Genomic DNA, 21440 nt, shown 5'->3' on the forward strand with positions numbered 1-21440 from the left:
CTCCGGCGCATCGACGTGCGCCCCTGACGAAGGGATTGCCGTGTTCTTCGCGCAGTACTACCTCGACTGCCTCTCCCAGGCGTCCTACATGATCGCCGACGAGCACACCGGCCGGGCGGTGGTCGTCGACCCGCGCCGGGACGTCTCGGAGTACCTGGCCGACGCCGCCGCGCACGGATTCACGGTGGTCGGCGTCCTCAACACCCACTTCCACGCCGACTTCGTCGCCGGGCACCTGGAGATGGCGGACGAGACCGGCGCCTGGATCGGCTACGGCCGGCGCGCCGAGACCGAGTACCCGATCCGCGAGCTCGCCGAGGGCGAGCGGATCTCCCTCGGCGACGTCACCCTGGAGATCATGGAGACGCCCGGGCACACCCCGGAGTCGATCAGCGTCCTTGTGTACGAGCGGGCCGAGGACGAGGTGCCGTACGGCGTCCTGACCGGCGACGCGCTGTTCATCGGCGACGTCGGCCGCCCCGACCTGCTCGCCTCGGTGGGCGTGACCGCCGAGGAGCTCGGCGCGATGCTCCACGACAGCGTGCAGAACAAGCTGATGGGGCTGCCGGACGAGGTCCGGGTCTTTCCCGCGCACGGCGCCGGATCGGCCTGCGGCAAGAACCTCTCCACGGAGAAGTCCTCCACGATCGGCGAGCAGCGGGCGACCAACTACGCCTGCGCCCCGATGGGCCGCGAGGAGTTCGTCGCGCTCGTCACCGCCGGACAGCCGGCCGCGCCCGGTTACTTCGCGTACGACGCCGAGCTCAACCGCAAGGACCGCGCCCGCTACGACGCGTCGGCTCCTCGTCCGCTGGCGCTCGACGAGTTCACCGGGCTGCGAGCCGCCGGCGCGCTCGTGGTCGACGCGCGCGACCCCCAGGAGTTCGCGGCCGGACATCTGCGCGGCGCGGTGAACGTCCCCGCCGACGGCCGCTTCGCCGAGCAGGCCGGCACCGTCCTCCACCCGGCCGCGGAGCTGCTCGTCATGGCCCCGCAGAACCGGGAGGAGGAGGTCGTCACCCGCCTCGCCCGGATCGGCTTCGACCGGGTCGTCGGTTACCTGCGCAACCCCGAGGACGCCCTGGAGTCACTCGCCGAGGAGGTCTCCCCCGCGAGCCGGGTCACCGCCGCGCAGCTGCGCACCGCCCTCGCGGGCGAGCGGCCGCCGGTCGTCGTGGACGTCCGCACCTGCGGCGAGCGCGCGGCGAACGGTTCCATCGAGACGTCCCTGCACATCCCGCTCGGCGAACTCCCGCACCGTACGACCGAGTTGCCCACCGACCGGCCCCTGGTCCTGCACTGCGCCGGCGGTCACCGCTCCTCCATCGCGGCGAGCCTGCTGCGGCAGCGCGGCTTCCGTGACGTCTCCGACCTCCTCGGCGGCCACGCCGCCTGGGCCCTGACGGCGTCGCCGGCCGAGACCCTCGACGCCTGACCACCCCCCCTCGGGCCACGTCGCCCGCGACCCCTCACCACCTCGCGCATACCCCCCCGGGTACGCTCGGACCGACTTGAAGTGGAATCCCATGAGCACCACCCCCGCCCTCACGCCCGCCGCGCTGCACCGGCTCGTCCAGGAAGGGCGCGCCCCGCGACTGCTCGACGTGCGGACGCCCGGCGAGTTCCGTACGGCGCACATCCCCGGCTCGTACAACGTGCCGTTGAACACCCTGATCGAGCACCGCGCCGAGCTCCTGCCCCACCTCGACGGGGACGTCGTGCTCGTCTGCCGTTCCGGACAGCGCGCGGCCCGGGCCGAGGAGGTCCTGGCCGGTGCCGGGCTGCCGGACCTCCGCGTCCTGGAGGGCGGCGTCGTCGCCTGGGAGACGGCCGGCTCGCCCGTCGAGCGGGGTCCGGAGCGGTGGGACATGGAGCGTCAGGTCCGGCTCGTGGCCGGCTCGATCGTCCTGGCCACCGGCCTGGTCGGGGTGTTCGTCCCGGGCGCCCATCTGATCGGCACCGCGATCGGGGCGGGTCTGACCTACGCGGCCCTCAGCAACTCCTGCGCCATGGGCGTGCTGCTGTCCAGGCTGCCGTACAACCGCGGGCCCCGCACCGACGTCCGCACGGTGATCGCGGGGCTGCGGAGCACGTCGTGACCGCCCTGGTCGTCGCGGCGTCCCTGCTCGTCGGCCTCAGCCTGGGCGTCCTCGGGGGCGGCGGCTCGATCCTGACGGTGCCGATCCTGGTCTACCTGGCCGGGCAGGACACCAAGGAGGCGATCGCCACCTCCCTGTTCGTGGTCGGCGTGACCAGCCTCGCCGCGCTGCTCCCCCACGCCCGGGCCCGCCGGGTCCACTGGCGGACCGGTCTGCTCTTCGGCGGGTTCAGCATGGCCGGCGCGTACGGCGGCGGGCGGCTCGCCGAGCACGTCCCGGGGACGGCCCTGCTCGTCGCCTTCGCCCTGATGATGCCGGTCACGGCGGTCGCGATGCTCCGCAGGCCCCGGCGCGGCAGGGAGAAGGCCCAGCGGGTCCACGCCGAGCCGTCGCCGAGGCACAGCGCGGTCAAGGGTCTCGCGGTCGGCGCGGTGACGGGGCTGGTGGGCTCGGGCGGCGGTTTCCTCGTCGTCCCGGCGCTCGTCGTCCTCGGCGGGCTGCCGATGGGCGTCGCGGTCGGCACCTCGCTCCTCGTCATCGGCATGAACTCCTTCGCCGGGCTCGCCGGACACCTCTCGGGCGGCCGGCTCGACTGGGGCCTGGCCCTGACCGTGTCCGCCGCGGCGGTGGCCGGCAGTCTCGTGGGCGGCCGGCTCGCGGGCCGCGTCCCGCAGGACGCGCTGCGCACGGCGTTCGGCTGGTTCGTCGTCGCCATGGGCGCCTTCGTGCTCGCGCGGCAGCTCGGCACCGCCGTGTGGACCCACCCGGCCGCATGGGCGGTGGCCGGAACCGCTCTGACCTGCGTCTTCGCCGGACGGATACGGCGGACCTGGCGCCTCTTCGCCACCCCGCCGCCGGGGGACGCGGGAAACACGCCGTAAGCCCCGCCCTCCCCGGGCGGTACCGCGGCCGGCTCCGGCCGGCCGCGGCGGAAGAGCGGGCGGCTACAGGCTGAGCGCGTCCTCGGCGTTGTCCATCCACGCGGTGACCGAGTTCTCCTCGGAGACGTTGAAGCCGGGCGTCGAGGCCTTGAGCGGCACCTGCTTCAGGTCGGACTCGGTCTCCATGGTCATCGCGATCGAGGAGACCGTCTTGCTCTTGGGCCCCTTCAGGCCCCCCCATGAGTCCCGCGTAGGCGGACTCGCCGGGGGCGAGCCGGATGGCCTCCTCGATGCCGGGGGCGGCGCCGCGCTCCGTCGCCTGCCCGTCCAGGTCGCCGAAGGTCACGACGGGGTGGCCGAGCACCCGGCACGGCTTGCCGCTCTTGTTGGTGATCTTCAGCAGGTAGCTGCTGGTCGTGGACTCGGCCAGACTCGCCGTGAACGTCACGTCGTACGTGCTGCACGGGAAGACGTCGTAGTCCGGATCGGTCGACGGCGAGACCGGCTTGGCGGGCGTCGGCACCTTGACCGGCTTCGACGGCGTGGCGGGCGTCGACGGCTTCGACGACTCGGCGGGCTTCGTGGGCTTCGACGGCGTGGAGGGGGTGGCGGCGGGGGGCGTCGCGGTCGGCGCCGCGGGGCCGCCCGCGGCGCCGTCCTCGGAGGGCCCGCAGGCGGTCAGGGCCAGGGCGGACGCGGCGACGAGGACGACGGCGGCTCTGCGAACGGAACTCATGGTGGTACTCCCCCCGATGACAGCGCGCGAACTGCGCTGAGGTGAACACCAGGTTCGCGCCCCCGCTTCACGGTTCTGTGACGGAGCCTTACCGAAATCACCACGGTGCGCCCCAGCCGCCCCGCGGGGGCCTTCCCGGTCCCGCCGCCTCCGCGGACGGCGGGACCGGGAAGGTCCGGCGCGCTGTCCAGCCGGTCAGCCCGCCGCGCGGAAGGCCTCGGTCAGCCGGCCGACCGCGCCCGCCGGGTCACCGGTGAGCAGCAGGTGGTCCGCCTCGGCGAACGGCTTCGCCGTCCTCTCCGTGACGTTCTGCCCGATGCGCTCCTGGACGATCAGCCGGGCCCGGCCGACGAGTCCCCGCGCCGCGGCGGAGTCCCCGTGTCCGGCCTTCTGGAGGGCGCGGGCGGCGAGCCCGATCGCCCGGAGCGCCGGCTCCCCTCCCCCCGGTGCGCGGTGGAGCGTGGTCAGGCCCCAGCCGTACGGGAACTGCGGGTCGTAGCGCGTGTCGCCCACGTTCAGCGGCAGCTGGTCCTCCGACCTCGGCCAGCTCACCGGGAGCTGTCCGGTGAAGGGCCGCCGTCCGTACAGGACGTCCGCCACGCCGTCGCCCTCCGTCCCCGGCAGCCACGACGCCACCAGGGCGTCGATCGCGGGCAGCCGGTCGCCGATGAGCTGGGGGCGGCCGGAGACGACGAGGACCGCGCACGGCATCGCGGCGCAGACCCGGTCGACGGCCGCCCGGTCGGCCGCGCTCAGTTCCAGGTCGTGCCCGTTGCCCACGTCGCCCACGCCCTCGGCGTAGGGCGTCTCGCCGACCACCACGACACCGACGTCGTGTCCGGCGGTGGGCGCGGTGGCGTCCTGGGAGTACGTGAGCGTGGTGCCGGGACCGGCGGACTTCCGCATCGCCTCCAGGATCGTGGTGCCGGTGGTCGTCCGGCCCGAGGCGCCCTGCCAGGTGACGGTCCATCCGCCGGCCTGGTTGCCGAGGTCGTCGGCGTTGGATCCCGCCACGTACACGTTCTGGCCCGGATCGAGCGGCAGCACACCGCCGTCGTTCTTGAGGAGCACCTGCGAGGCGGCCGCCGCCTCCCGCGCCACCGCGCGGTGCTCCGGCGAGCCGACGGCCGCCAGGCGGGTGGTGTCCGCGTACGGCTTCTCGAAGAGGCCCAGGCGGAACTTCTGGGTGAGGATCCGGGCGACGGCGTCGTCGATCCGCGCGGTGGGGATGCGGCCCGCCTCCGTCTCGGCGACCAGTGTCCGGGTGAACTCCTGGTAGTTCGTCGGCACCATGATCATGTCCAGGCCGGCGTTGACCGAGGTCCGCACGTCGCTCGGGTAGTCGCCGGGGATCTGGTCGATGGCCTGCCAGTCGCTGATGACGAAGCCCTCGAAGCCCATCCGGTCCTTCAGCACGCCGTTGATCATCTCGGCGTCCGCGTGCATCTTCACGGGTCCCCGGTCGTCGCCGAGGACGTCGAGCGAGGAGTAGGAGGGCATGACCGTGCCCACTCCGTGCTTGACGGCCTCGGCGAACGGCGCGAGGTGGACGGCCTCCAGTTCCCGGCGGGTGACGCGGGTGACGCCCTGGTCGATCGTGTACGCACCGGTCGTCGACGAGCCGTAGGCGGTGCCGCCGTCCCCCACGAAGTGCTTGGCGGTGGTCAGCACCTTGTCGTTCCGGTCGAGGTCCCGGCCGTCCGGCGCGCCCTGCATCCCGTCGATCACGGTCTCCATGGCGGTGACGAGCGCGGGGTCCTCGCCGAAGGACTCGTAGGAGCGGCCCCAGCGTTCGTCCCGGGTCACGCACAGGCAGGGGGCGAAGTCCCAGGGCACACCGGTGGCCCGCACCTCCCGGGCGGTGACGGCGCCGGTCCTGGCGGCGAGGCCCGGGTCCCGTCCGGCGCCGATCCCGATGTTGTGGGGCATGATCGTCGAGCCGACGACGTTGTTGTGGCCGTGCACCGCGTCCACGCCGTAGATCAGCGGGATCTGCAGCCGGGTGGCCCGGGCGCGCAGCTGGTAGGCGTCGACCATGCGGGCCCACGCCTCCGGCGTGTTGGGGGTGGGGACGGAGCCGCCGCCGGAGAGCAGGGAACCGAGGCCGTAGCCCGCGATGTCGCCGGGCGAGCGCAGGGCGTTGCGTTCGGCCTGGGTCATCTGGCCGGCCTTCTCGCGGAGCGTCATCCGGGAGAGGAGGTCCGCGACGCGCTTCCTCACCGGCAGCCGCTCGTCGAGGTAGGGCAGTCCGTGCGCGTCGACGACGACGGCCGGTGTCTCGGCGGGTGCCTCGGCGCCGTCGACGGTCAGCTTCACCGGGATCGTCTCGGCCTCCTCGGCGGCCCCGTCCTTCAGGGTCGGCACGGTGATCGAGCGGGTCGTCCCGGACGGCGTGCCGGCAGGGAAGACGAGGCTGCCGGAGACCGGGGAGTAGTCCTTCCCCGGCTCGGCGGGCCCGCCGTCGTCCGTCGTGTACGTGACGGTGACGGGTCCGCCGGTGGGCGAGGAGCCGGTGGTGGTCACCGAGACGTCGATGCGGGCCGTTCCTCCTTCCTCGACGGGGTGGACCACGGCTCCCGTGGTGACACGGGTGCCGAGGGCGGGGTCCGCCTTCCCGTACAGCTCGACGCCGTCGAGGGCGAAGCGGCCGGGCGCGCCGGTCGGCAGCGTGAGCGCGTACCCCCACATGCGGTCGAGGCCGAGGACCTGGTCGATGCCGCCGACCGGCTGGTAGTCGGCGCGGTAGCGGAACTCGGAGAAGGGGATCTCGACGAGGTGCCAGCCCTCCCAGTCGTCGGTGAAGGAGGTCGTCCAGAGTTCGGAGGCCTCGCCGTTCGCCCCGCCGTCCTTGATCTCGAAGCTGATCCGCTTTCCGGAGCCGGGCGGCAGGGGCGCGGTGTTCTGCCCGTACCACCAGAAGCGGATGCCCTTGTGGGCGGTCCAGTCCTGGGCGGGCCGGTCGAAGGCGAAGTCGTGGGTGAACCCGCCCCAGCCGCTGATGTCGTAGCGGCCTTCGAGGACCTTGGTGCCCTCGGGGGCGTCGGCGCGCTCGGCGAGGGTGAGCGCGGGGTGGTCGTCGGCGTCGCTGCCCCAGGTGAAGAGGCCCTCGGCGGGCGGTCCGGTGAAGGGGACCTCTCCTTCGAAGCGGTCGACGGACCAGGGCGCCGGTTCTCCGTCGGCGTCGGGGGCGGCGGCGCTGGGCACGGCTCCGGCGAGCAGTCCGGCGAGGACCGCGGTGGCGGCGAGCGCGGCGGCGCTCGCCCTTCTTCGGTGGCGCGGGTGCGGCATGCGGGCTCCTCGGAAGAGGGGGTCGGGGAGAAGGGGGTTCAGGACGGCTGGTGGGTCCACTTCTGGTTGGCGCCGCCCGTGCAGGTCCAGATCTGCGTGCGGGTGCCGTCGGCCGAGGAGTTGCCGGTGACGTCCAGGCACTTGTTCGCTGCCGTGTTGACGACGTCATGGGTCCCGGGGTCGTACGACCAGCGTTGCGCGCCGGTCCCGTTGCAGGTGTAGAGCTGCACCTTCGTGCCGTCGGCGGTCGCGGCGCCGGTGACGTCGAGGCACTTGCCGAGGGCCCGGACGGTGCCGTCGGCGGCGAGCGTCCACCGCTGTGCCGCGGTGCCGTTGCAGGTGTGGAGCTGGACCGGGGTGCCGTCGGCGGTGGCGGCTCCGGCGACGTCGAGGCACTTGCCGGCCAGGCCGGTCAGCGGGCCGGTCGGGGCGGTGCCGCCCGGTGTCCCCGCCCAGGTGAAGGTGGCGGTGGTGCGGGCCGGCAGGGTGTACGTGAAGGACTGGCCGCCCCAGTCCACGCGGAGGGACCGTGCCGCTGCGCCGCCGTTGTGGGCGATGAGGGCCTTGGAGCCGTCCGGGTTGCGCCAGGCGACGTTCGGCAGGCCGGGGTCGTCGGTCGAGGCGATGCGGTACGCGCCGGGCCGGACGAACTTCGTGAGGTGTCCGGTCGTGTAGTACTCGATCGTGTAGTCGACCTGCCCGGCGCGCGCTCCGCCCTCCTGCACGGTGATCAGCCCGGTGCAGGTGCCGCAGCCGCCGTTGTGCGGGCCCATGTCCTGGTTGAGCGCCAGGCTCCACTTCACCAGGCTGCTGCTCCAGTTGCGCGCGTAGGAGACGATGTCCTTCAGGTCCTCGTCGTGCTGGTCGGTGATCCAGGTGCCGCCGGAGTGTTCGGTGCTGAACTGGCGCACCGACGGGTACTGGGCGTGGACCTGGCTGCCGACGGCCGGGTCGCCGGCGTAGCCGTGCCAGGCGATGCCCCCGAAGAGGGGGTCGTTCCGTACGCCCGCGTCTCCGAGGACGGCCGCGCCGAAGTTCGCGTAGTCACCGTAGTTCCAGTCGTGCACGAGGACCTTGGTGGTGATGCCGGCCGCGCGGAAGGCGGGGTAGACGTGGTTCTTCGTGAACTCGACCAGGCCGGAGGGGTTCCAGCTCATGCCGGGATAGTTCATGGCGGTGGGGTTGCCGGCCTGGCAGCAGTTCGGCTCGTTCTGGACGGAGAGGTAGTCGACCTTGATCCCGGCCGCCTGGTAGCTCTGGACGTACTTGACCAGGTACTGGGCGTAGAGCGGGTAGTACTCCCACTTCAGCCAGCCCATCTGGTCCATCCGGCCGTTGTCCTTCATCCATCCGGGGGCGCTCCACGGCACCCCCTTCACGCGGAGGGCCGGGTTGAGCTGCTTGGCCTGGACGGTCAGCAGCCGCACGTTCGTGTCGTAGCCGTTCGCGCCGAAGTCGGAGAGGTCGCAGCAGGTGTCGTCGAGGGAGACGTTGCCGGGCCGGGAGAGGTCGGAGGCGCCGATGGGGTTGCGGACGAAGGAGAGGCCGATGCCGTCGGTCGGCGAGAACAGCTTGCGCATGACCTCGTCGCGGGTGGCGGCGCTGACCGCCCCGCCGCGCAGGAGGTGTGCGGTGGTGTCCGTGAGGGAGGCGCCGCCGCCCTCGAACTGCTGGTAGGTGGTGGCCTCGTCGACGGCGACGGTGTGGCTCGCGCTGCCGCCCGCGGGGCCGAAGGCGGTCGGTGCCTGCGGGGCGAGTCCCCGGGTGACGGTACGGCCTCCGGCGTCGGAGGTGGTGGTCAGCCAGACGTCGACCCGTTCGCCGGCGGCCTGTGCGACGCCGGGGCCGGTCATGACCAGGCCGCTCGCGAGGAGGGCGCCGGTCACGAGGGCGGCGAGGCGGCGGGGGCGCGATCGGCTCCGCCGTACGGACGACCGAGGTACGGACAACCAAGACCTGTAATGCACCTGACATGCCTTTCGGTGGGGGCGCCACGGCGCCGCGGCGGTCCGGGCGACCCGGACCGCCGCGCGCACCGCAGGGCGGCAAGGCTTATATCAAGGTGTGAAGTTATGGAGGCGGCGAACCCCCGTCAACCCCTCCTGCGGTCAACTCCTGAACACGGGCCACGGGTTCGCGTCAGGTTCGTCCGGCCGCCGGACGGCTCCGTGACCGCAAAAACCGTTCGACCGAACCGAGACCCCCGCCCCAAGGTCGGCGACGTGGCAACGAAACTCAATCGCACGGTCGCCACGAGTTACGACAAGCTCACGGTCCGCTACGAGGCGACTGTGCTGGTCGCAGCGATCAACGAATGGCTATGAATCTGCCTCACGCGTCATCACGTATGTGTTCCCGATGTCGGGATCGCCGTAGAAGAAGAACAGCTTCAACTCGTCGTGCTGATCGCGGTCCACGTAGAAGGACCACGAGTATGTCGATGGGGGTTCGGTAGTCGAGGCATCAGTGGCCGTCACGGGGGAACGGCTCTCCAGTCGGGTCCGGGCTGTCAGTGTGAGTCGGACGACCTGTCCGCCATCGTCGTCGGCCAGTTGCCAGGTTCCCGTACCGGAGAGGCGCCATCCGTCCTCGAAGTCGAAATCCTGCCCGTCGAGCTTTTCCAGAAGAGCCGTTCCGTCTTTGCGGAGCACCACGCGGGTCCCCTCGACGTTTTCCCAGCCGCCGGCGACTTCGGCCGCCGTAGTGTCGTGGATCCCTGTTCCCTCGTAGTACTGATAGGGGCCGGCACATGCCGTCAGGGCAGCCAGAACCACCATCAAGCCACCGAGGGCCGCCCCCCACGCACGCAGCCTGCTTCTGCCCGCCACCAGGACCCCCACCCTCAGCCCGTATCGGCCAACCGGTACGGGTGGGCCGTGGAGAGATACCTTGCCAGACTCGTTGAACGCGTTCAACTGAACCCCGACGAACTGGTCAACGCCGACCTCAAACACAGCCTGCCCAAGCAGCACCGAGCCCGCGATCAGGCCGAACTCGCCACGGAGACCAGCCGCTTCTTCCGCCGACGCAAGCGTCAGCCGCACATCGTCCGCGGCTACTTCGGCGGCCTGCACGTCCGCTACGTCCTGGACGAGAACCCCATGAGTTTCTGATCAATAGCATCGATGTCAGGAATGGCACGACGATCGGGTGAACCGGCCGCTGGACCAAACCAGATCAGGCGATGGCCCAGCGCTGAACTGTCTCTTCGTCGTGAGTGAGCCAGGTACCGTCGCCGAGCGGCACGGCAGTGACCCCTGGCGGCTGCGGGTAGTCGAGTTCGGCGAGGGGGCGGAGCGTGCGGGCGTCGAGGAGGAAGTGGGTGCCCTCCTCCGCCCATTGTTCCTCGGCCGCCACAACCAGGATCCGCTTGTCGTCGACGAAGCCCGGGGTGTAGCCGACGAACACCCATCCCTCGGGCAGGATGTCGCCCGCCTCCAGCAGGACGTCGTCGGTGCCGTCCTGAGTACGGGTGAGGTATCCGCCGCCGATGTCCTGGATGACCAGCGCCCCGTCCGGGCCGACTCCGACGCAGGCTTCCGTGACGGTGCCCGTCGTCCGGACGTCGAGCTCGCCGTCCTCGAAGGTGACCCAAAAGCACAGGGTGCCGTCCTGCCCCATGGAAGCGGTGAGCAGAACCTCGGGGCGCGCGTCGGGAAGCCCCTGGAACTCGTACGCTGCGGCGCGGGACGGTAGGAGGTGCTCGCTGAGCACCTCTCCGGTGGCCAGGTCCAGTGCGCGGCAGATGTCGCCCGTGGAGAGACCGTCGGCTCCCAGCGGGCCGGCCATGGTCGTCAGGAGGACACGGCCGGCCGGGTCGGGTGCGCACGCACCGGTGGCCTCGGGCGAATGCTGCCATTCCCGGTGACGGTGTTCCCAACGGACGGTCCCGTCGGGTTCGTAGACGGTGACGGCCTCCCGGCCGCTGATGGCCATGGCGCCGCCGGGCAGAGGCGAGCAGTACGTGCCGGACGCGTCGGGATTCGGGTCGGTCCACATTGCACGGTCGGAGAACACTCGGGACGGATCGACGTCCACCTTGCCGATGGTGATCGTGCCCCCGTGCCGGGTCACGAGCCAGTGTGCTCCGTCGCGCAGCAGCAAGCCGTCCAGGTTCCCGAAAGCCTCGACGACACCGGGGACTGCCTCACCGGCAAGCAGCCGTGCGGGTACGCGGGGGTAGTTCATGTGCGGGTCCTAGTTCGTGTCCGGGGTGTAGCGGCTGGGCCAGTAGAACTGCCGCCGATGGGTGGGATTGTCATCGCCGTAGGTCGGGCCCGCGAGCATGCCTTCGATACGGATGATAGGGGCGCAGAAGTCCGGGCAGACGCTGCGGTGGGCCGCGCCGTGGGTGGGCAGCCAGTCGTCCGAGCCCTTGTTGTGCAGGCGACTGAGGTAATGCAGGATGTTCTGCTCCGCATGCCCGCCCGGGACGTTCGGCGGTGTCGGCGGCAGGTACTGATCGTTCGGGAGTGGATACAGACCCATCTCCTGAGCCAGTTTCCGCTGAGCCGGTGACAGCTTGCTCTTGCTGGTCCCGGCGACGACGAGAACGTCCTTGCCGTCGTGGCGGGTGGCGATGATCGCGACAGTCTGGTGCTTCTGTCCGCGCGGGGGCAGGACCTGGGAGATCTTGTGCGCCATGTCCTCCAGCCCCTGCATGCAGGGCGCAAGCCCGAGCGGATCAGCCTCGGTGGTGGGGTTGGTGACGTAGCCGGCGGGGTTGGGGGCGGGGTCCAGGCCGAGGGGATCGGGACTTACGTAGCGGCCGGCCTCGGGGTCGTAGTGACGGAAGAAGTTGTAGTGCAGGCCGGTCTCGGGGTCGGCGTACTGGCCGGGGAAGCGCAGCGGCGTGTGCGCGGTGGCGTCCCGGTTCCAGGCGGTGGCGCCCCACTGCGTGGCGCGGCTGTGCCAGGCGGTGGCGCCCGTGTGGTCGACGAGTTCCGTGGGTGTGCCGACGAGGTCGGTGACGATCGCGAAGAAGCGGGCGTCGACGGATTCCTGGTCACCGCCGGGGTTCTGTGCCGTGCGGCGCTCGGCCTGGGCGATCGGGCGGTGGCCGTCGTACTCCCAGGTCAAGGTGGTGCCGGTGGAGGAGTCGGTCTGTTCCGCCAGCCGGCTGCCGTCCCAGCTGAAGAGGGTCTCGGAAACGACGGTGCCGTCGTCGGCGTGCCGTCGCTTGGCGATACGGCGGCCGAGAGGGTCGTAGCGGTAGGTCCACCGGGTGCCGTCGGGTGTGGTGCAGGCGGTCAGCCGGTCGGCCGCGTCCCACTCGTAGCACCAGACGTCGGGCTTGCGGGATATTCGCTTCTTGCGCCGTTCGACGATGCGGCCGGCCGCATCGTAGGTGTAGTGCAGGGCGCCGGCGGATTGCAGTCGGTTGCCGTCGTACGCACGCCGGCCGCGGGACTCGGGGTGCGGGGCCTTGTCGGGCCACTGGGAGGAGGTCTGGTTGCCCTCGCTGTCGTAGGCGTAGGTCTCGGTCCAGCCGTGGGCCTCGACGCGCAGGGGCCGTCCCGTCGGGTCGAGTTCGTAATGCCTGCGATTGCCGGTCAGCCCGTCGGTGACGGTCTCCAGTCGGTCGTCGGCGCGGTAGGCGTAGAGGCGGTGGCTGAGGGTCCGGTCCAGAGCGGTGAGGCGGTGTTCCCTGATCCGGCCCACCGCGTCGTAGGCGGTGCCGAGGACTACGGGTTGCTCGGGGCTGCCGAAAGAGCGGGTCACCTCGCGGCCGGTGGCGTCGTACGAGAAGGCGATGCCGTGGCCGTCGAGGGACATGTGGGTGCGGTTGCCCGCCTCGTCGTGCGTGAGGCGGGTGATGGATCCGCCGGGAGTGACCCGCAGGGTCCGGCGCGAGAGCCCGTCGTAGCCGTACCGGCTGGTGCGCCGGTCGATGGTCTCGGCCACGGTCCGGCCCATGGCATCCCACTCCAGCGCGAGGAAGGAATCGGCGGATCGTGCCTCGGTGAGGCGGCCGGACCGGTCGTAGGCGTAGGTGGTGACGACACCGTCGACGTCGCGGGCGATGACGCGGCCGGCGTCGTCCAGGTGGGTGGTGACGGTCTGTCCCAGCGGGTTGGTGCGGCTGTGCGCGCGGCCCGCGGGGTCGTAGGAGTAACGCAGGGTGCGGCCGTCGAAGTCGGTCTCGGAGACCAGGCGCCCCACGGCGTCGTACGCGTAACTCCAGGTCAGCCCGGCGGTGTTGCGCACCTCGGTGAGACGCAATTCGGTGTCGTAACGGAAGTCGTAGCGGGCGCCGTCGGGAGTGGTGCGGGAGGCCGGCTGGTCGAAGTGGGTGTACTCGTACCGGGTGATGCCGTCGTTGGCGTCGGTCTCGGTGAGGCAGTTGCCCTCCCCGTCGTAGGTCCACCGCTGGGTGGCGCCGTCGGGACGGGTGTGTGAGGCGAGGTGTCCTTCGACGGTCCACGTGCACGTGGTGGTGGCGCCGTCGGCGTCCGTGACCGAGACGGGCCGCCCGAACGCGTCGCGGACCAGGGTGGTCGTCCTGCCCTGGGCGTCGGTGTGGGCCAGCACCATGCCGGCCTCGTCTGAGCGGTAGGTCTGCCGCATGCCCAGCGGGTCGGTGACCGCGGCGAGGGCGCCGTTCGGGTCGTACGCGTAGAGGGTGGTGGCCCCGTCCGGCGTGGTCAGGGAGACGTTGTTGCCGTGGTCGTCGTAGGTGCGATGCCACACGCTTCCGTCGGCGGCGGTCACGACGGTGGGCAGGCCCCGATGGTCGTACTGCGTGGTGGAGAGGGAACCGTCCGGCTCGCGTACGGATGTGGGGTTGCCGTCCTCGTCCCAGGTGTAGGTGACGGTGCGGCCCTGGCTGTCGGTGCGGCTCTGGAGCCGGTCGTAGCGGTCCCAGATCTGGCTGATCGTGTTGCCCAGGGGGTCGGTCTCGGCGACGACCTGGAGGAGGTGGTTGAGGTGGAAGACGCTTGTGGCGCCAGTGGAGTCGGTGTAGCGGGTGATGCCCGCTTCGCTGTCGTAGGAGAAGGAGGAGGACAGGAAGCCGTCGGGTCCCACGGTCTGGACCACGCGGCCGGCGGTGTCGTAGACGTACAGATAGGTGGACCGGTTGCGGTCGGTCCATGAGGTGATGCGGCCACTGGGGTCGTAGGCGAAGCGCGTCGCCGTGCCGGAGGAGTTGGTGACGGCATCGAGGTTGCCGTCCGCGTCGTATCCGTACGACATGACGGTGACGGCTCCCTGCGGGGTGTGCAGACGCAGGGTGGTGATCCGCTCGTCGGCCACGTCCACCTGGACCCTGTAGCCGCCGCTGTGGGACACCATGGAAGGCGCGCCGTCCGGGCGGCGGGCGAAGGCGATGGTGTTGTCGTGGCGGTCCCTGAGCTCGGTGAGCCAGTAGGCCGGGGAGGTGCGGTAGGGACTCCCGGTGAACGAGCGGGTGACTCCTCCGGGCTCGGACAGGGTGTAGGTGGTCACGTCCTCGTACACGCCGCCGTGGGCGAGGGCGATCCGCGGTCCTTCGGTGGGCCAGACCCGGTCGTCGCCGGGCTGCGGGAGCCGGGGGTAGACGAGGCACGATCCGTCGCTGCGGGCCCAGACGACACCCGGCCCCACAGGGTCGGCTTCCAGACGCTCGTCGAACAGCGAGGACCAGCTGCGGCCGAACCAGTGGCCGTAGCGGTACGCCGACAGGTGTGTACGGTCCACGACGAGGGGGAGCACGCCGGGCAGGGAGAGGTCGACCTGCGGCAGGGTCATCTCTCCTGTCGCGATGTCGACGGGGTCGGACTTGCACGTCTTGCGGTCCAGCGGGATGGAGTGACGACGCGGGTCGTCACGGACTTCGCGCAGCCCGTTCGGCCTCGTCCGAGCGCTGTCGCCGGGCTTTTTGCGGTGCGGCGTCCGGGAGGCGCCCCCGCCGCTGTCGCTGTCGTGGTCGCCCTTGCGCTGGCGGGCGATGCGGTCACGAATCGCGTCGTCGTTGCTCTTGTGGTCCTTGGAGATCTGCTTGACGGCCTTCGGCAGGGTCTCGCCGATGTGGTCGCCCATGGTCTTGGCGGACTTCGCCAGGGCGCCCATGGCCTTCTCGATGACCGGGTCGAGGGCGTCGGCGATGTCGTCCCGACCCCTGTTGCGGCGCTGGTGCCCCTTGGCCTTGGTCAGCTTCCCGGCGGTCTTGCCGTGGATGCCGAGACTCACCCCGTTCAGTCTGGTCCCGGCCTGCTCGTGCTCGTCGTGCTCGATGTGGAAGCCCTTGCCCTTGCCACCACTGCCGCCTCCGCCTCCGGCGGAGGCGAGGTTCAGGCCCTCCTTGGCGCCCTGCACCCCCTCGTCGAAGCCGTCCTTGCCGGCCTGCTTCGTCCGGTCGAGGTCCACGCCGTTCTGGACGCCCAGCGCGTCCATGCTCACCTGGACGACCAGGTCCGCCGCCATGTTCTCCAGCGCGGCCACGACCGGCTCGGTCATCACCGAGACGACGTGACCGACCGCCTCCTCCATCGCCTGCGTGATCAACTTCAGCAACTGCTTCTTCGTGAAGGCGATCGCTCCGGCGCCGAGCAGCGCGGACAGACCGCCGGTCACCGGGATCAACGCCATGGCCAGGCCGGTCTGGCCGGCCAGCACCCCCAGCTCGACGAGTGCCTTGCCCTTCATGACCTCGATCGCGCCCGCCGCCATGTCGAGTGCGTCGGCGATCGTCCGGGCGGCGGAGACCATGTCCTTCAGGTGCTTGCCCTTGACCTTGGTCCAGTGCTCGCCCAGCGCGTCCATCGCCTCGCCGTGCCCCGACGACAGCAGACGCTCCATGTGGTTGTTGGCGAGCTGGCCGTCGTCGGCGAGATCGTCCGCGAACTCCCGCAGCGCGTCCGCCATGTCGCGGTACGCGTCCTCGTCGACGTTGGGCCAGTTCACCCCCACCAGGTCCAGCAGCGTGTCCGCCCAGTCCGGCACCGTGACAGCCACGACTCGCATCCCCCGTAGACATAGATCGAACAGCTCGAACAGTCCTATCACGCTGGTCGACTGACGGGTGATCCGCAGTCGCAAACCAGCCGGGCGGACGTAACAGCTCGTCGCCCTGCCGCGTAATCCCATCACGGCAGGCCACCACCGTCGACGCCACGTTCTCGGCCACTGCGGTGTGGAGCCGTTACATACATTGTGAATGCGATGCGACAAGTCCGTTCGCGGCATGCCGCCGCGAGAGCGTGTCCCATCCTGTCGCTCTGCCAGAACTCGACGCTCTGACCCGCCACGTCCGCTCTTTCGCCGTCATGCTCACCGAGCGCCAGGGCGAGCGTCTGCCAGAGTGGTTCGACGCCGTCCGGCAGGACGACCTGCCCAGCCTCCACGCCCTCGCCGCGGGCATCGACCGCGACCGCGGTGCCGTCGTCGCCGGCCTCCCCCTGCCGTGGAACTCCGGAGTCGTCGAAGGCCACGTCAACCGGATCAAGATGCTCAAGCACCAGATGTTCGGCCGCGCCGGCTTCGACCTTCTCCGGAAACGTGTCCTGCTGTCGTGCTGATGTCGAGACTCGCCGGTCGATCGTGAGGGCTCTTTGAGACCGCTGAGAAGATCACGGACGACGAGGACGAGCTGCTGGCGTTCTACGACTTCCCCGCCGAGCACTGGATTCATCTGCGGACCACGAATCCCATCGAGTCGACGTTCGCCACCGTGCGGCTGCGGACCAAGGTGACGAAGGGTGCCGGCAGCCGGGCCGCCGGGCTGGCCATGGTCTTCATGCTGGTCGAGTCAGCCCAGGCCCGCTGGCGGGCCGTGAACGCACCCCACCTCGTCGCTCTGGTCCGTGCCGGGGCCCGCTTCGAACGCGGCCACCTCGTCGAACGCCCCGAGACCCTCGCGGCGTGAGCAGCCTCAGCCGATCCGCAGAAGCCGGGAGGATCTCAGGCACTCGTGCGCCGTATGTGCAGGTGGCCATCGCGGGGGAAGGAGGGCGGTGCCGCGGGCAGGACGCTGTCGAAGTCGTACCGGCTCTTCTGCGCAACCCGGCACGATGCCAGGTTGTCCACCTGGTGCAGGAGTTCAAGACGCTCCAGCCCGTCACCCTTGAAGGTGTCGAAGGCCCAGCTGGTGAGCGCTTCCAGAGCGCGGGAGGCCACTCCCCGCCCGCGAGCGTGCGCCGCGGTCCAGTAGCCCACCTCGGCCGCCGGTTTGCCGGAGATGACTTCCTTGAGGACCACGTTGCCCACCAACTGTTCGCAAACTGAACCGGGTTGTGCCTCAAGGACGGCGAAGCCGAACCGGCCCCCTGATACCCAGCCCTGCTGCTGGGCCTGCACCCAGCGCGTCCCGTCGGCATCGTTGTCGACGACAGAGCTCGCCCACTGGCGCAGTGCGGGATCCCGGCTCAACTCGACCAATGCGGCAACGTCCTCCATGAGCCAGGGGCGAAGAACGAGAGCGGGAGAGACCGGCGACGCGGCCACCTGAAGTACGACCGGGGCATTCACCAACCGATCATATGCGGCGGCGTTTTCACCCGACGCCGGCCGCGTCCGGCCCATGCCGCCTTGCGACCGCCCCGTCATTGCTGTGTCCGGACGCGCAGAGCCTGTACGGACCAGTCGAACACCGGCGTCAGACTCTCCGGGGCCGGCCAGCCGTTGACCACTGCGAGCAGCTGGAGGTATCGCTCCCTGCGGGGATCGTTCACGCTCTCCAACCGAGTCGCCAGCCGGCGGCGAAGTTCGACGTCGTCGGGGCGGCCGAGGAGGTGCGCGTAGTGCGCCGTGAACTCCGCGACGATCGGATCGGCCTGGGGTGAGGCCGGGTCGATACCTGCGGTCAGGGCCGGGCCGGCCTGGTCACGGACGGCTGCGGCGATGTCGCGGCGCGGGACCGTCATGTCGCTTCGGGTCTGCTCGGCTGCCTGGTCCTCGGCCATCCGCCGCACGAATGCGCGGAAACCCGGGTCCAGGGACATTTCGGCCAACTCCACCCACGCCTGGACCTGCTCTGCCTCCGGGTTGTCAGGCAACTCGGGGGTCATCGAGCGCATGACCCCCGCGAATGCGGGGGCGGTGTCAAGACCGCCGAAGACGGCGTCGAGGAAATCGCCGATCAGCCGTCTGCGTTCGTCCTCGGAAAGCTGGGCCAGCCGGTGCATGAGTTCCGTCTCCTCAGGTGTGGACCCGCGCTCGGCCACCGCCGTCAGCACCGCGCGCCGCAGGCGCAGGACGCGGATCTGCACTGCCAGTGCTTCGGCGTGCGCCGCGGCGACCTCGCGAAGCGAGACTTCGCGGTCCACGACCTTGCGGATCGTGGGAAGGTCCAGTCCCAGCTCGCGCAGGGTCCGCACGAGGTCCAGGCGTGCGACGGCGTCGATGCTGTAGAGGCGGTAGCCGGCCGGGCTGCGGTCCGTCGGCGCCACGATTCCGCGATCGGAGTAGAACCGAATGGTCTTGACCGTGAGACCGGTCCGCCGAGCGAGCTCGCCGATCGAGTAAAGCGTGTCGCCGTCCATGCCCCCACCTTTGCGTCTCCCCCTACTGGAGACTCAAGCCCCTTATGCCTGCCAGCAGCCAACCACTCCTCATCCACAAGTCTTGACGATTCCCCGCCAACGCGGGCCGGGAGCCACTGCGTGGGGCGACCGAGTCCCTGAGCCACGAAGTGGTCCTGCAGTGGAGATCAGGTGATGCCTCCTCGCACCTCCAGCGGTCCCGGCGGCGGAACGGAACACAGCCCTGTGAAGACGCCGTGGACCGCGCCGACGCGCGGCAACACCAACGACTGCACCCGGTTCACCACCGTGAGGGAAGCGATCCGGTGGCCCGCATCGGACCCGGGCGCCCCCGCATCCGACCCGATCACGTCCTGGGCCACAAGGGCTCCGGCTCGAACGCGATCCGCGCCCGGCGCGGCAGCCGCGGAGGTCGGCCGCCGGCCTTCGACCGCGCGGTCTCCAAGCACCACAAGGTCGCGGAACGGTGCTTCAACCACCTGAAGCAGTGTCGCGGCAGCGCCACCCGATACGGCAAAGCCGCCGAACCCTACGAAGCAGCCGTCGCCCTCGCCTCACTCTTGACGGGCGTGCCATAGGACGACAGAACCTGGGTCCAGCCTGAAGCGAATCACGCGATTCCCGAACGTTTCCGAACCAGATCATCGCCGTGGAGAAGGACGTCAAGTCCCGGGGAAGGACGGGGAGGGCGAGCAGCTGCCGCCCGAGTCGACCCTGGTGCAGGTGAAGGCCGAGGACGTGCTGCGCGACACCGCGCGGGCGCTGACCCGTCTCTTCGACGTGACGGCCACCAAGGACTGGGCGAACTGCGAGGCACGTGCGGACGTCACGGTCGACGGGCGCGTGCTCGTGGGCCAGGTGCCCGTGGCGTACCTGCTGTTCCCGGAGAAGCAGCTGACGGACGTCAACACCTTCGTCCGCAAGCTTCCGGTGCTGGACGCGGCGGAGCCGTGGACGCAGGACCCGTCGACGGACGCGCGGAAGACCGAGGTCGTGCGCACGGTCCGGACGAGGAAGGTGCCGCGCAACCACGTCAAGGCGGAGGCGACGGACAAGCACCCGGCCCAGGTCGAGGTCTCCTACGAGGACGTGGCGGTCGGTTACCGGACCACGGTGAAGTTCTCGGGCGCACTGCCCGCGCGCCGGGTCAACGAACTCCTGGAGCGGGTGGAGAAGCTCCAGCAGGCGGTGAAGTTCGCCCGCGAGCAGGCGAACAGCGCCGAGGTCACCGACCAGCGGGTCGGCGACGCCGTCTTCGGCTACCTCTTCGGGTAGCGGGGACACCATGGACTCCCCGGCCGCGGAACACGGCCGGGGTGCGCGAGGAGCGCAAAGCTGAAGCTGAGCCTTGTCGTGACATCCGCGGTTCCAGTGGAGGTTCCAGTCCTCCCCCCGGCACTTCCCGCCGGGACGGCCCAACCGGGCAGACGCAGACCGCGGTCAATCTCAGACCATTGCTCCAGACTCAGCATGCGCCGCTCATCGCCGGATCGACCGGGCCCGGGCCCTGGTGCGTCGAAATGCCGGTTCGAATCTGGTCCGCCGAGCTCGATCGGCGGTGGTCCAAAGGCAGGACGCGACGCAATGACGAATGACCCTGGTCCTCAAGCGTGCCGGCGTGCGATGTGAGCGGCACCGACAGGGTCCGGGGGCAGGCTACGCCCCCGGACCCGCTCCCTCGTCTCACGGGCTGCCGCCGGGTGACGCGGTGGATGCCGCCGCCGCCCGTGCCGAGGCGGTCGATGCGGCGTCTGCACGAGTTCAGCGAAGTCCGGCCAGCTCCGCGTCGATCGCGCCTCGCAGCAGGGCGCGCGCGTGCTCGATCCGGATCCCGCCGCCGAGCCAGCGCATGCTGAGCCCTTCCAGAAGAGCGGTGAGCCGCTCTCCCGCCGAGGCGAGCGCGGCCGCGCTCGCCATGGGCTGCACCTGCCCGAGCAGGGCGGCGACCTCCTGGGTCCAGGTCAGGGTGGCCCGGGCCAGGTCCTCGCGCAGCAGCTCGTCGAAGACGGCACTGGCCCGGAGCTCGCCCCAGGCCGCGCTGTTCTCCCGCACCTCGACGGTGTCCTGGAGCTCCAGGAGGAGCGTCTCCTCCAGCTCCTCCCGGGGGCTCCGGGGCGGCGCGTCCGGATCCCGTTCCGCGGTGTAGCGCTCCGCGCGGTCGTTGATGAACTCCAGGGTGCTGCGCAGGATCCCCGCGCGGTCCTTGAAGTAGTAGTAGATGAGGGCCGTGGAGACCCCCGCCTCTCCCGCGAGCTCCTCCACGCGCAGCCCACGGATGCCGCGTCGGGCGATCACCCGCGCAGCCGCTTCCAGGATCTGATCACTGCGGGTCGCCATGCCCCGAACTCTACCCCGGGCCCTTTCGCGCGCCCGGCCCGGCGCCGGGCCGGGCGACCGGCGACACCGCGCCCGCCCGGCCTCCCCTTCCCGGGTCCGAGGTTCGCCCCGCGCGGCGGTGCGGGTGCCGGAGCGATCGTGACGGGACCACCCTCCGGGGCCGCCCCGACCAGGCGCGCGATCACGGTCTCCTTCCGGTCCGCGCTCCGCACGTGGAAGGGCCGTTCACGGGGTGGTGCGCTCCGCATCGCGCATACGACCGCACTTTCAGTCAGTGACACCGTGCCTGACACGAAGCCGTGCCGCCTGCTGCGGCTCCCCGCGTTCGCGGTGCGGAACAGGCACCCTTTCCGCAGGACGCGCGCACGCGCCCCTGCGCTCCTCCCTCTCCCGCCGCGGCCCCGCCTCCGTCCCGCCAGCCCACGATCGGAGTCCCACGTGACCTTCCTTCCTTCCCGACGCCCCGCTCCGCGTTCCTTCGCCGGGATCGGCGCGGTCGTCGTCGGCTCCGCCGCCTGCGGTCCCTCGGGCACCGGCCCGGCCGGTGCCGCGAAGGGCTCGGGCAGGACCACCGGCGGCGGAGGCATCCCCTGCTCCCCCCACGACCAGTCCGGCAAGCCCGCCGCCTGACGGCACGAGA

Annotated in this window: 15 protein-coding genes and 4 pseudogenes; 8 read left to right on the forward strand and 11 right to left on the reverse strand. The window is 70.9% G+C overall.

The genetic code is table 11. The annotated features are described in order from the left end of the window. The first annotated feature begins 40 nt into the window (after positions 1-40). The 3 genes from ACFYUZ_RS21405 (at position 41) to ACFYUZ_RS21415 (ending at position 2980) form a co-directional block, all read left to right on the forward strand. Positions 41-1435, forward strand: a complete 1395-nt coding sequence (locus ACFYUZ_RS21405; protein ID WP_389311499.1) for a rhodanese-like domain-containing protein — start codon at positions 41-43, stop codon at positions 1433-1435. A 91-nt stretch (positions 1436-1526) separates the two neighbouring features. Then, positions 1527-2099: a rhodanese-like domain-containing protein gene (locus ACFYUZ_RS21410; protein WP_389311501.1), complete on the forward strand. Its 573-nt coding sequence runs from the start codon at positions 1527-1529 to the stop codon at positions 2097-2099. Beyond that, complete coding sequence (locus ACFYUZ_RS21415) at positions 2096-2980, forward strand: sulfite exporter TauE/SafE family protein (protein ID WP_389311502.1); 885 nt, start codon at positions 2096-2098, stop codon at positions 2978-2980. Before ACFYUZ_RS21410 ends, ACFYUZ_RS21415 begins: the two co-directional genes overlap by 4 nt. 63 nt (positions 2981-3043) lie before the next feature. Here the strand turns inward: ACFYUZ_RS21415 and ACFYUZ_RS21420 are convergent, their stop codons facing one another. Next, the gene (locus tag ACFYUZ_RS21420) at positions 3044-3172 is read right to left on the reverse strand and encodes a hypothetical protein (RefSeq protein WP_389311504.1); all 129 of its coding nucleotides are present in this window, start codon (positions 3170-3172) and stop codon (positions 3044-3046) included. Between the two features lie 46 nt (positions 3173-3218). Then, positions 3219-3503: pseudogene (locus tag ACFYUZ_RS21425) on the reverse strand (DUF4232 domain-containing protein); the annotation flags it as partial. Between the two features lies 1 nt (position 3504). Here ACFYUZ_RS21425 and ACFYUZ_RS21430 point away from each other — a divergent pair. Further along, positions 3505-3756 (forward strand): hypothetical protein, encoded by a 252-nt coding sequence (locus ACFYUZ_RS21430; protein ID WP_389311506.1) that lies wholly within the window; start codon positions 3505-3507, stop codon positions 3754-3756. Between the two features lie 155 nt (positions 3757-3911). Here ACFYUZ_RS21430 and ACFYUZ_RS21435 read toward each other — a convergent pair whose 3' ends face one another. The 5 genes from ACFYUZ_RS21435 to ACFYUZ_RS21455 all read right to left on the reverse strand — a co-directional run bounded on the left by ACFYUZ_RS21435 (position 3912) and on the right by ACFYUZ_RS21455 (position 15938). Next, positions 3912-7004, reverse strand: a complete 3093-nt coding sequence (locus tag ACFYUZ_RS21435) for a glycoside hydrolase family 3 N-terminal domain-containing protein (RefSeq protein ID WP_389311507.1) — start codon at positions 7002-7004, stop codon at positions 3912-3914. 38 nt (positions 7005-7042) lie between these two features. Beyond that, entirely contained in the window at positions 7043-8953 is a 1911-nt protein-coding gene (locus tag ACFYUZ_RS21440; protein WP_389311509.1) for a ricin-type beta-trefoil lectin domain protein, read from the reverse strand. A gap of 369 nt (positions 8954-9322) precedes the next feature. After that, positions 9323-10078 (reverse strand): hypothetical protein, encoded by a 756-nt coding sequence (locus tag ACFYUZ_RS21445; protein ID WP_389311511.1) that lies wholly within the window; start codon positions 10076-10078, stop codon positions 9323-9325. 103 nt (positions 10079-10181) lie between these two features. Beyond that, entirely contained in the window at positions 10182-11192 is a 1011-nt protein-coding gene (locus ACFYUZ_RS21450) for a hypothetical protein (protein WP_389311512.1), read from the reverse strand. A gap of 9 nt (positions 11193-11201) precedes the next feature. After that, positions 11202-15938, reverse strand: coding sequence for a DUF6531 domain-containing protein (locus tag ACFYUZ_RS21455; RefSeq protein ID WP_389311514.1), 4737 nt, complete (start codon positions 15936-15938; stop codon positions 11202-11204). A 266-nt stretch (positions 15939-16204) separates the two neighbouring features. On the opposite strand from ACFYUZ_RS21455, the pseudogene ACFYUZ_RS21460 reads away from it, so the two are divergent. Together ACFYUZ_RS21460 and ACFYUZ_RS21465 are read left to right on the forward strand one after the other, a co-directional pair. Beyond that, positions 16205-16501 (forward strand): annotated as a pseudogene (locus tag ACFYUZ_RS21460) (transposase); the annotation flags it as partial. A gap of 47 nt (positions 16502-16548) precedes the next feature. Further along, positions 16549-16848: pseudogene (locus ACFYUZ_RS21465) on the forward strand (transposase); the annotation flags it as partial. Between the two features lie 35 nt (positions 16849-16883). On the opposite strand, the gene ACFYUZ_RS21470 reads toward ACFYUZ_RS21465, so the two are convergent. From ACFYUZ_RS21470 to ACFYUZ_RS21480, 3 genes are all read right to left on the reverse strand, one after another. Next, positions 16884-17450: a GNAT family N-acetyltransferase gene (locus ACFYUZ_RS21470; protein ID WP_389311516.1), complete on the reverse strand. Its 567-nt coding sequence runs from the start codon at positions 17448-17450 to the stop codon at positions 16884-16886. A gap of 74 nt (positions 17451-17524) precedes the next feature. Then, complete coding sequence (locus tag ACFYUZ_RS21475; RefSeq protein ID WP_389311518.1) at positions 17525-18463, reverse strand: MerR family transcriptional regulator; 939 nt, start codon at positions 18461-18463, stop codon at positions 17525-17527. 167 nt (positions 18464-18630) lie between these two features. Then, positions 18631-18942, reverse strand: coding sequence for a hypothetical protein (locus ACFYUZ_RS21480; RefSeq protein WP_389311520.1), 312 nt, complete (start codon positions 18940-18942; stop codon positions 18631-18633). 196 nt (positions 18943-19138) lie between these two features. Between ACFYUZ_RS21480 and ACFYUZ_RS21485 the strand changes: the two are divergent. Continuing rightward, a pseudogene (locus ACFYUZ_RS21485) lies at positions 19139-19738 on the forward strand (hypothetical protein); the annotation flags it as partial. Between the two features lie 486 nt (positions 19739-20224). Here the strand turns inward: ACFYUZ_RS21485 and ACFYUZ_RS21490 are convergent. Then, complete coding sequence (locus ACFYUZ_RS21490) at positions 20225-20800, reverse strand: TetR/AcrR family transcriptional regulator (RefSeq protein ID WP_389311521.1); 576 nt, start codon at positions 20798-20800, stop codon at positions 20225-20227. 438 nt (positions 20801-21238) lie between these two features. Between ACFYUZ_RS21490 and ACFYUZ_RS21495 the strand changes: the two genes are divergently transcribed. Beyond that, a complete protein-coding gene (locus tag ACFYUZ_RS21495) occupies positions 21239-21430 on the forward strand; it encodes a hypothetical protein (RefSeq protein ID WP_389311523.1) in 192 nt (63 codons plus the stop codon). The last annotated feature ends 10 nt before the right edge of the window (positions 21431-21440 follow it).

The sequence above is a fragment of the Streptomyces sp. NPDC004266 genome (assembly GCF_042874095.1).
GTDB lineage: Bacteria > Actinomycetota > Actinomycetes > Streptomycetales > Streptomycetaceae > Streptomyces.

Coding starts and splice junctions, on each gene's coding strand:
- ACFYUZ_RS21410 (WP_389311501.1), top strand. CDS start 1,527: ATGAGCACCACCCCCGCCCTCACGCCCGCCGCGCTGCACCGGCTCGTC.
- ACFYUZ_RS21420 (WP_389311504.1), bottom strand. CDS start 3,172: ATGACCATGGAGACCGAGTCCGACCTGAAGCAGGTGCCGCTCAAGGCC.
- ACFYUZ_RS21435 (WP_389311507.1), bottom strand. CDS start 7,004: ATGCCGCACCCGCGCCACCGAAGAAGGGCGAGCGCCGCCGCGCTCGCC.
- ACFYUZ_RS21450 (WP_389311512.1), bottom strand. CDS start 11,192: ATGAACTACCCCCGCGTACCCGCACGGCTGCTTGCCGGTGAGGCAGTC.
- ACFYUZ_RS21475 (WP_389311518.1), bottom strand. CDS start 18,463: ATGGACGGCGACACGCTTTACTCGATCGGCGAGCTCGCTCGGCGGACC.
- ACFYUZ_RS21490 (WP_389311521.1), bottom strand. CDS start 20,800: ATGGCGACCCGCAGTGATCAGATCCTGGAAGCGGCTGCGCGGGTGATC.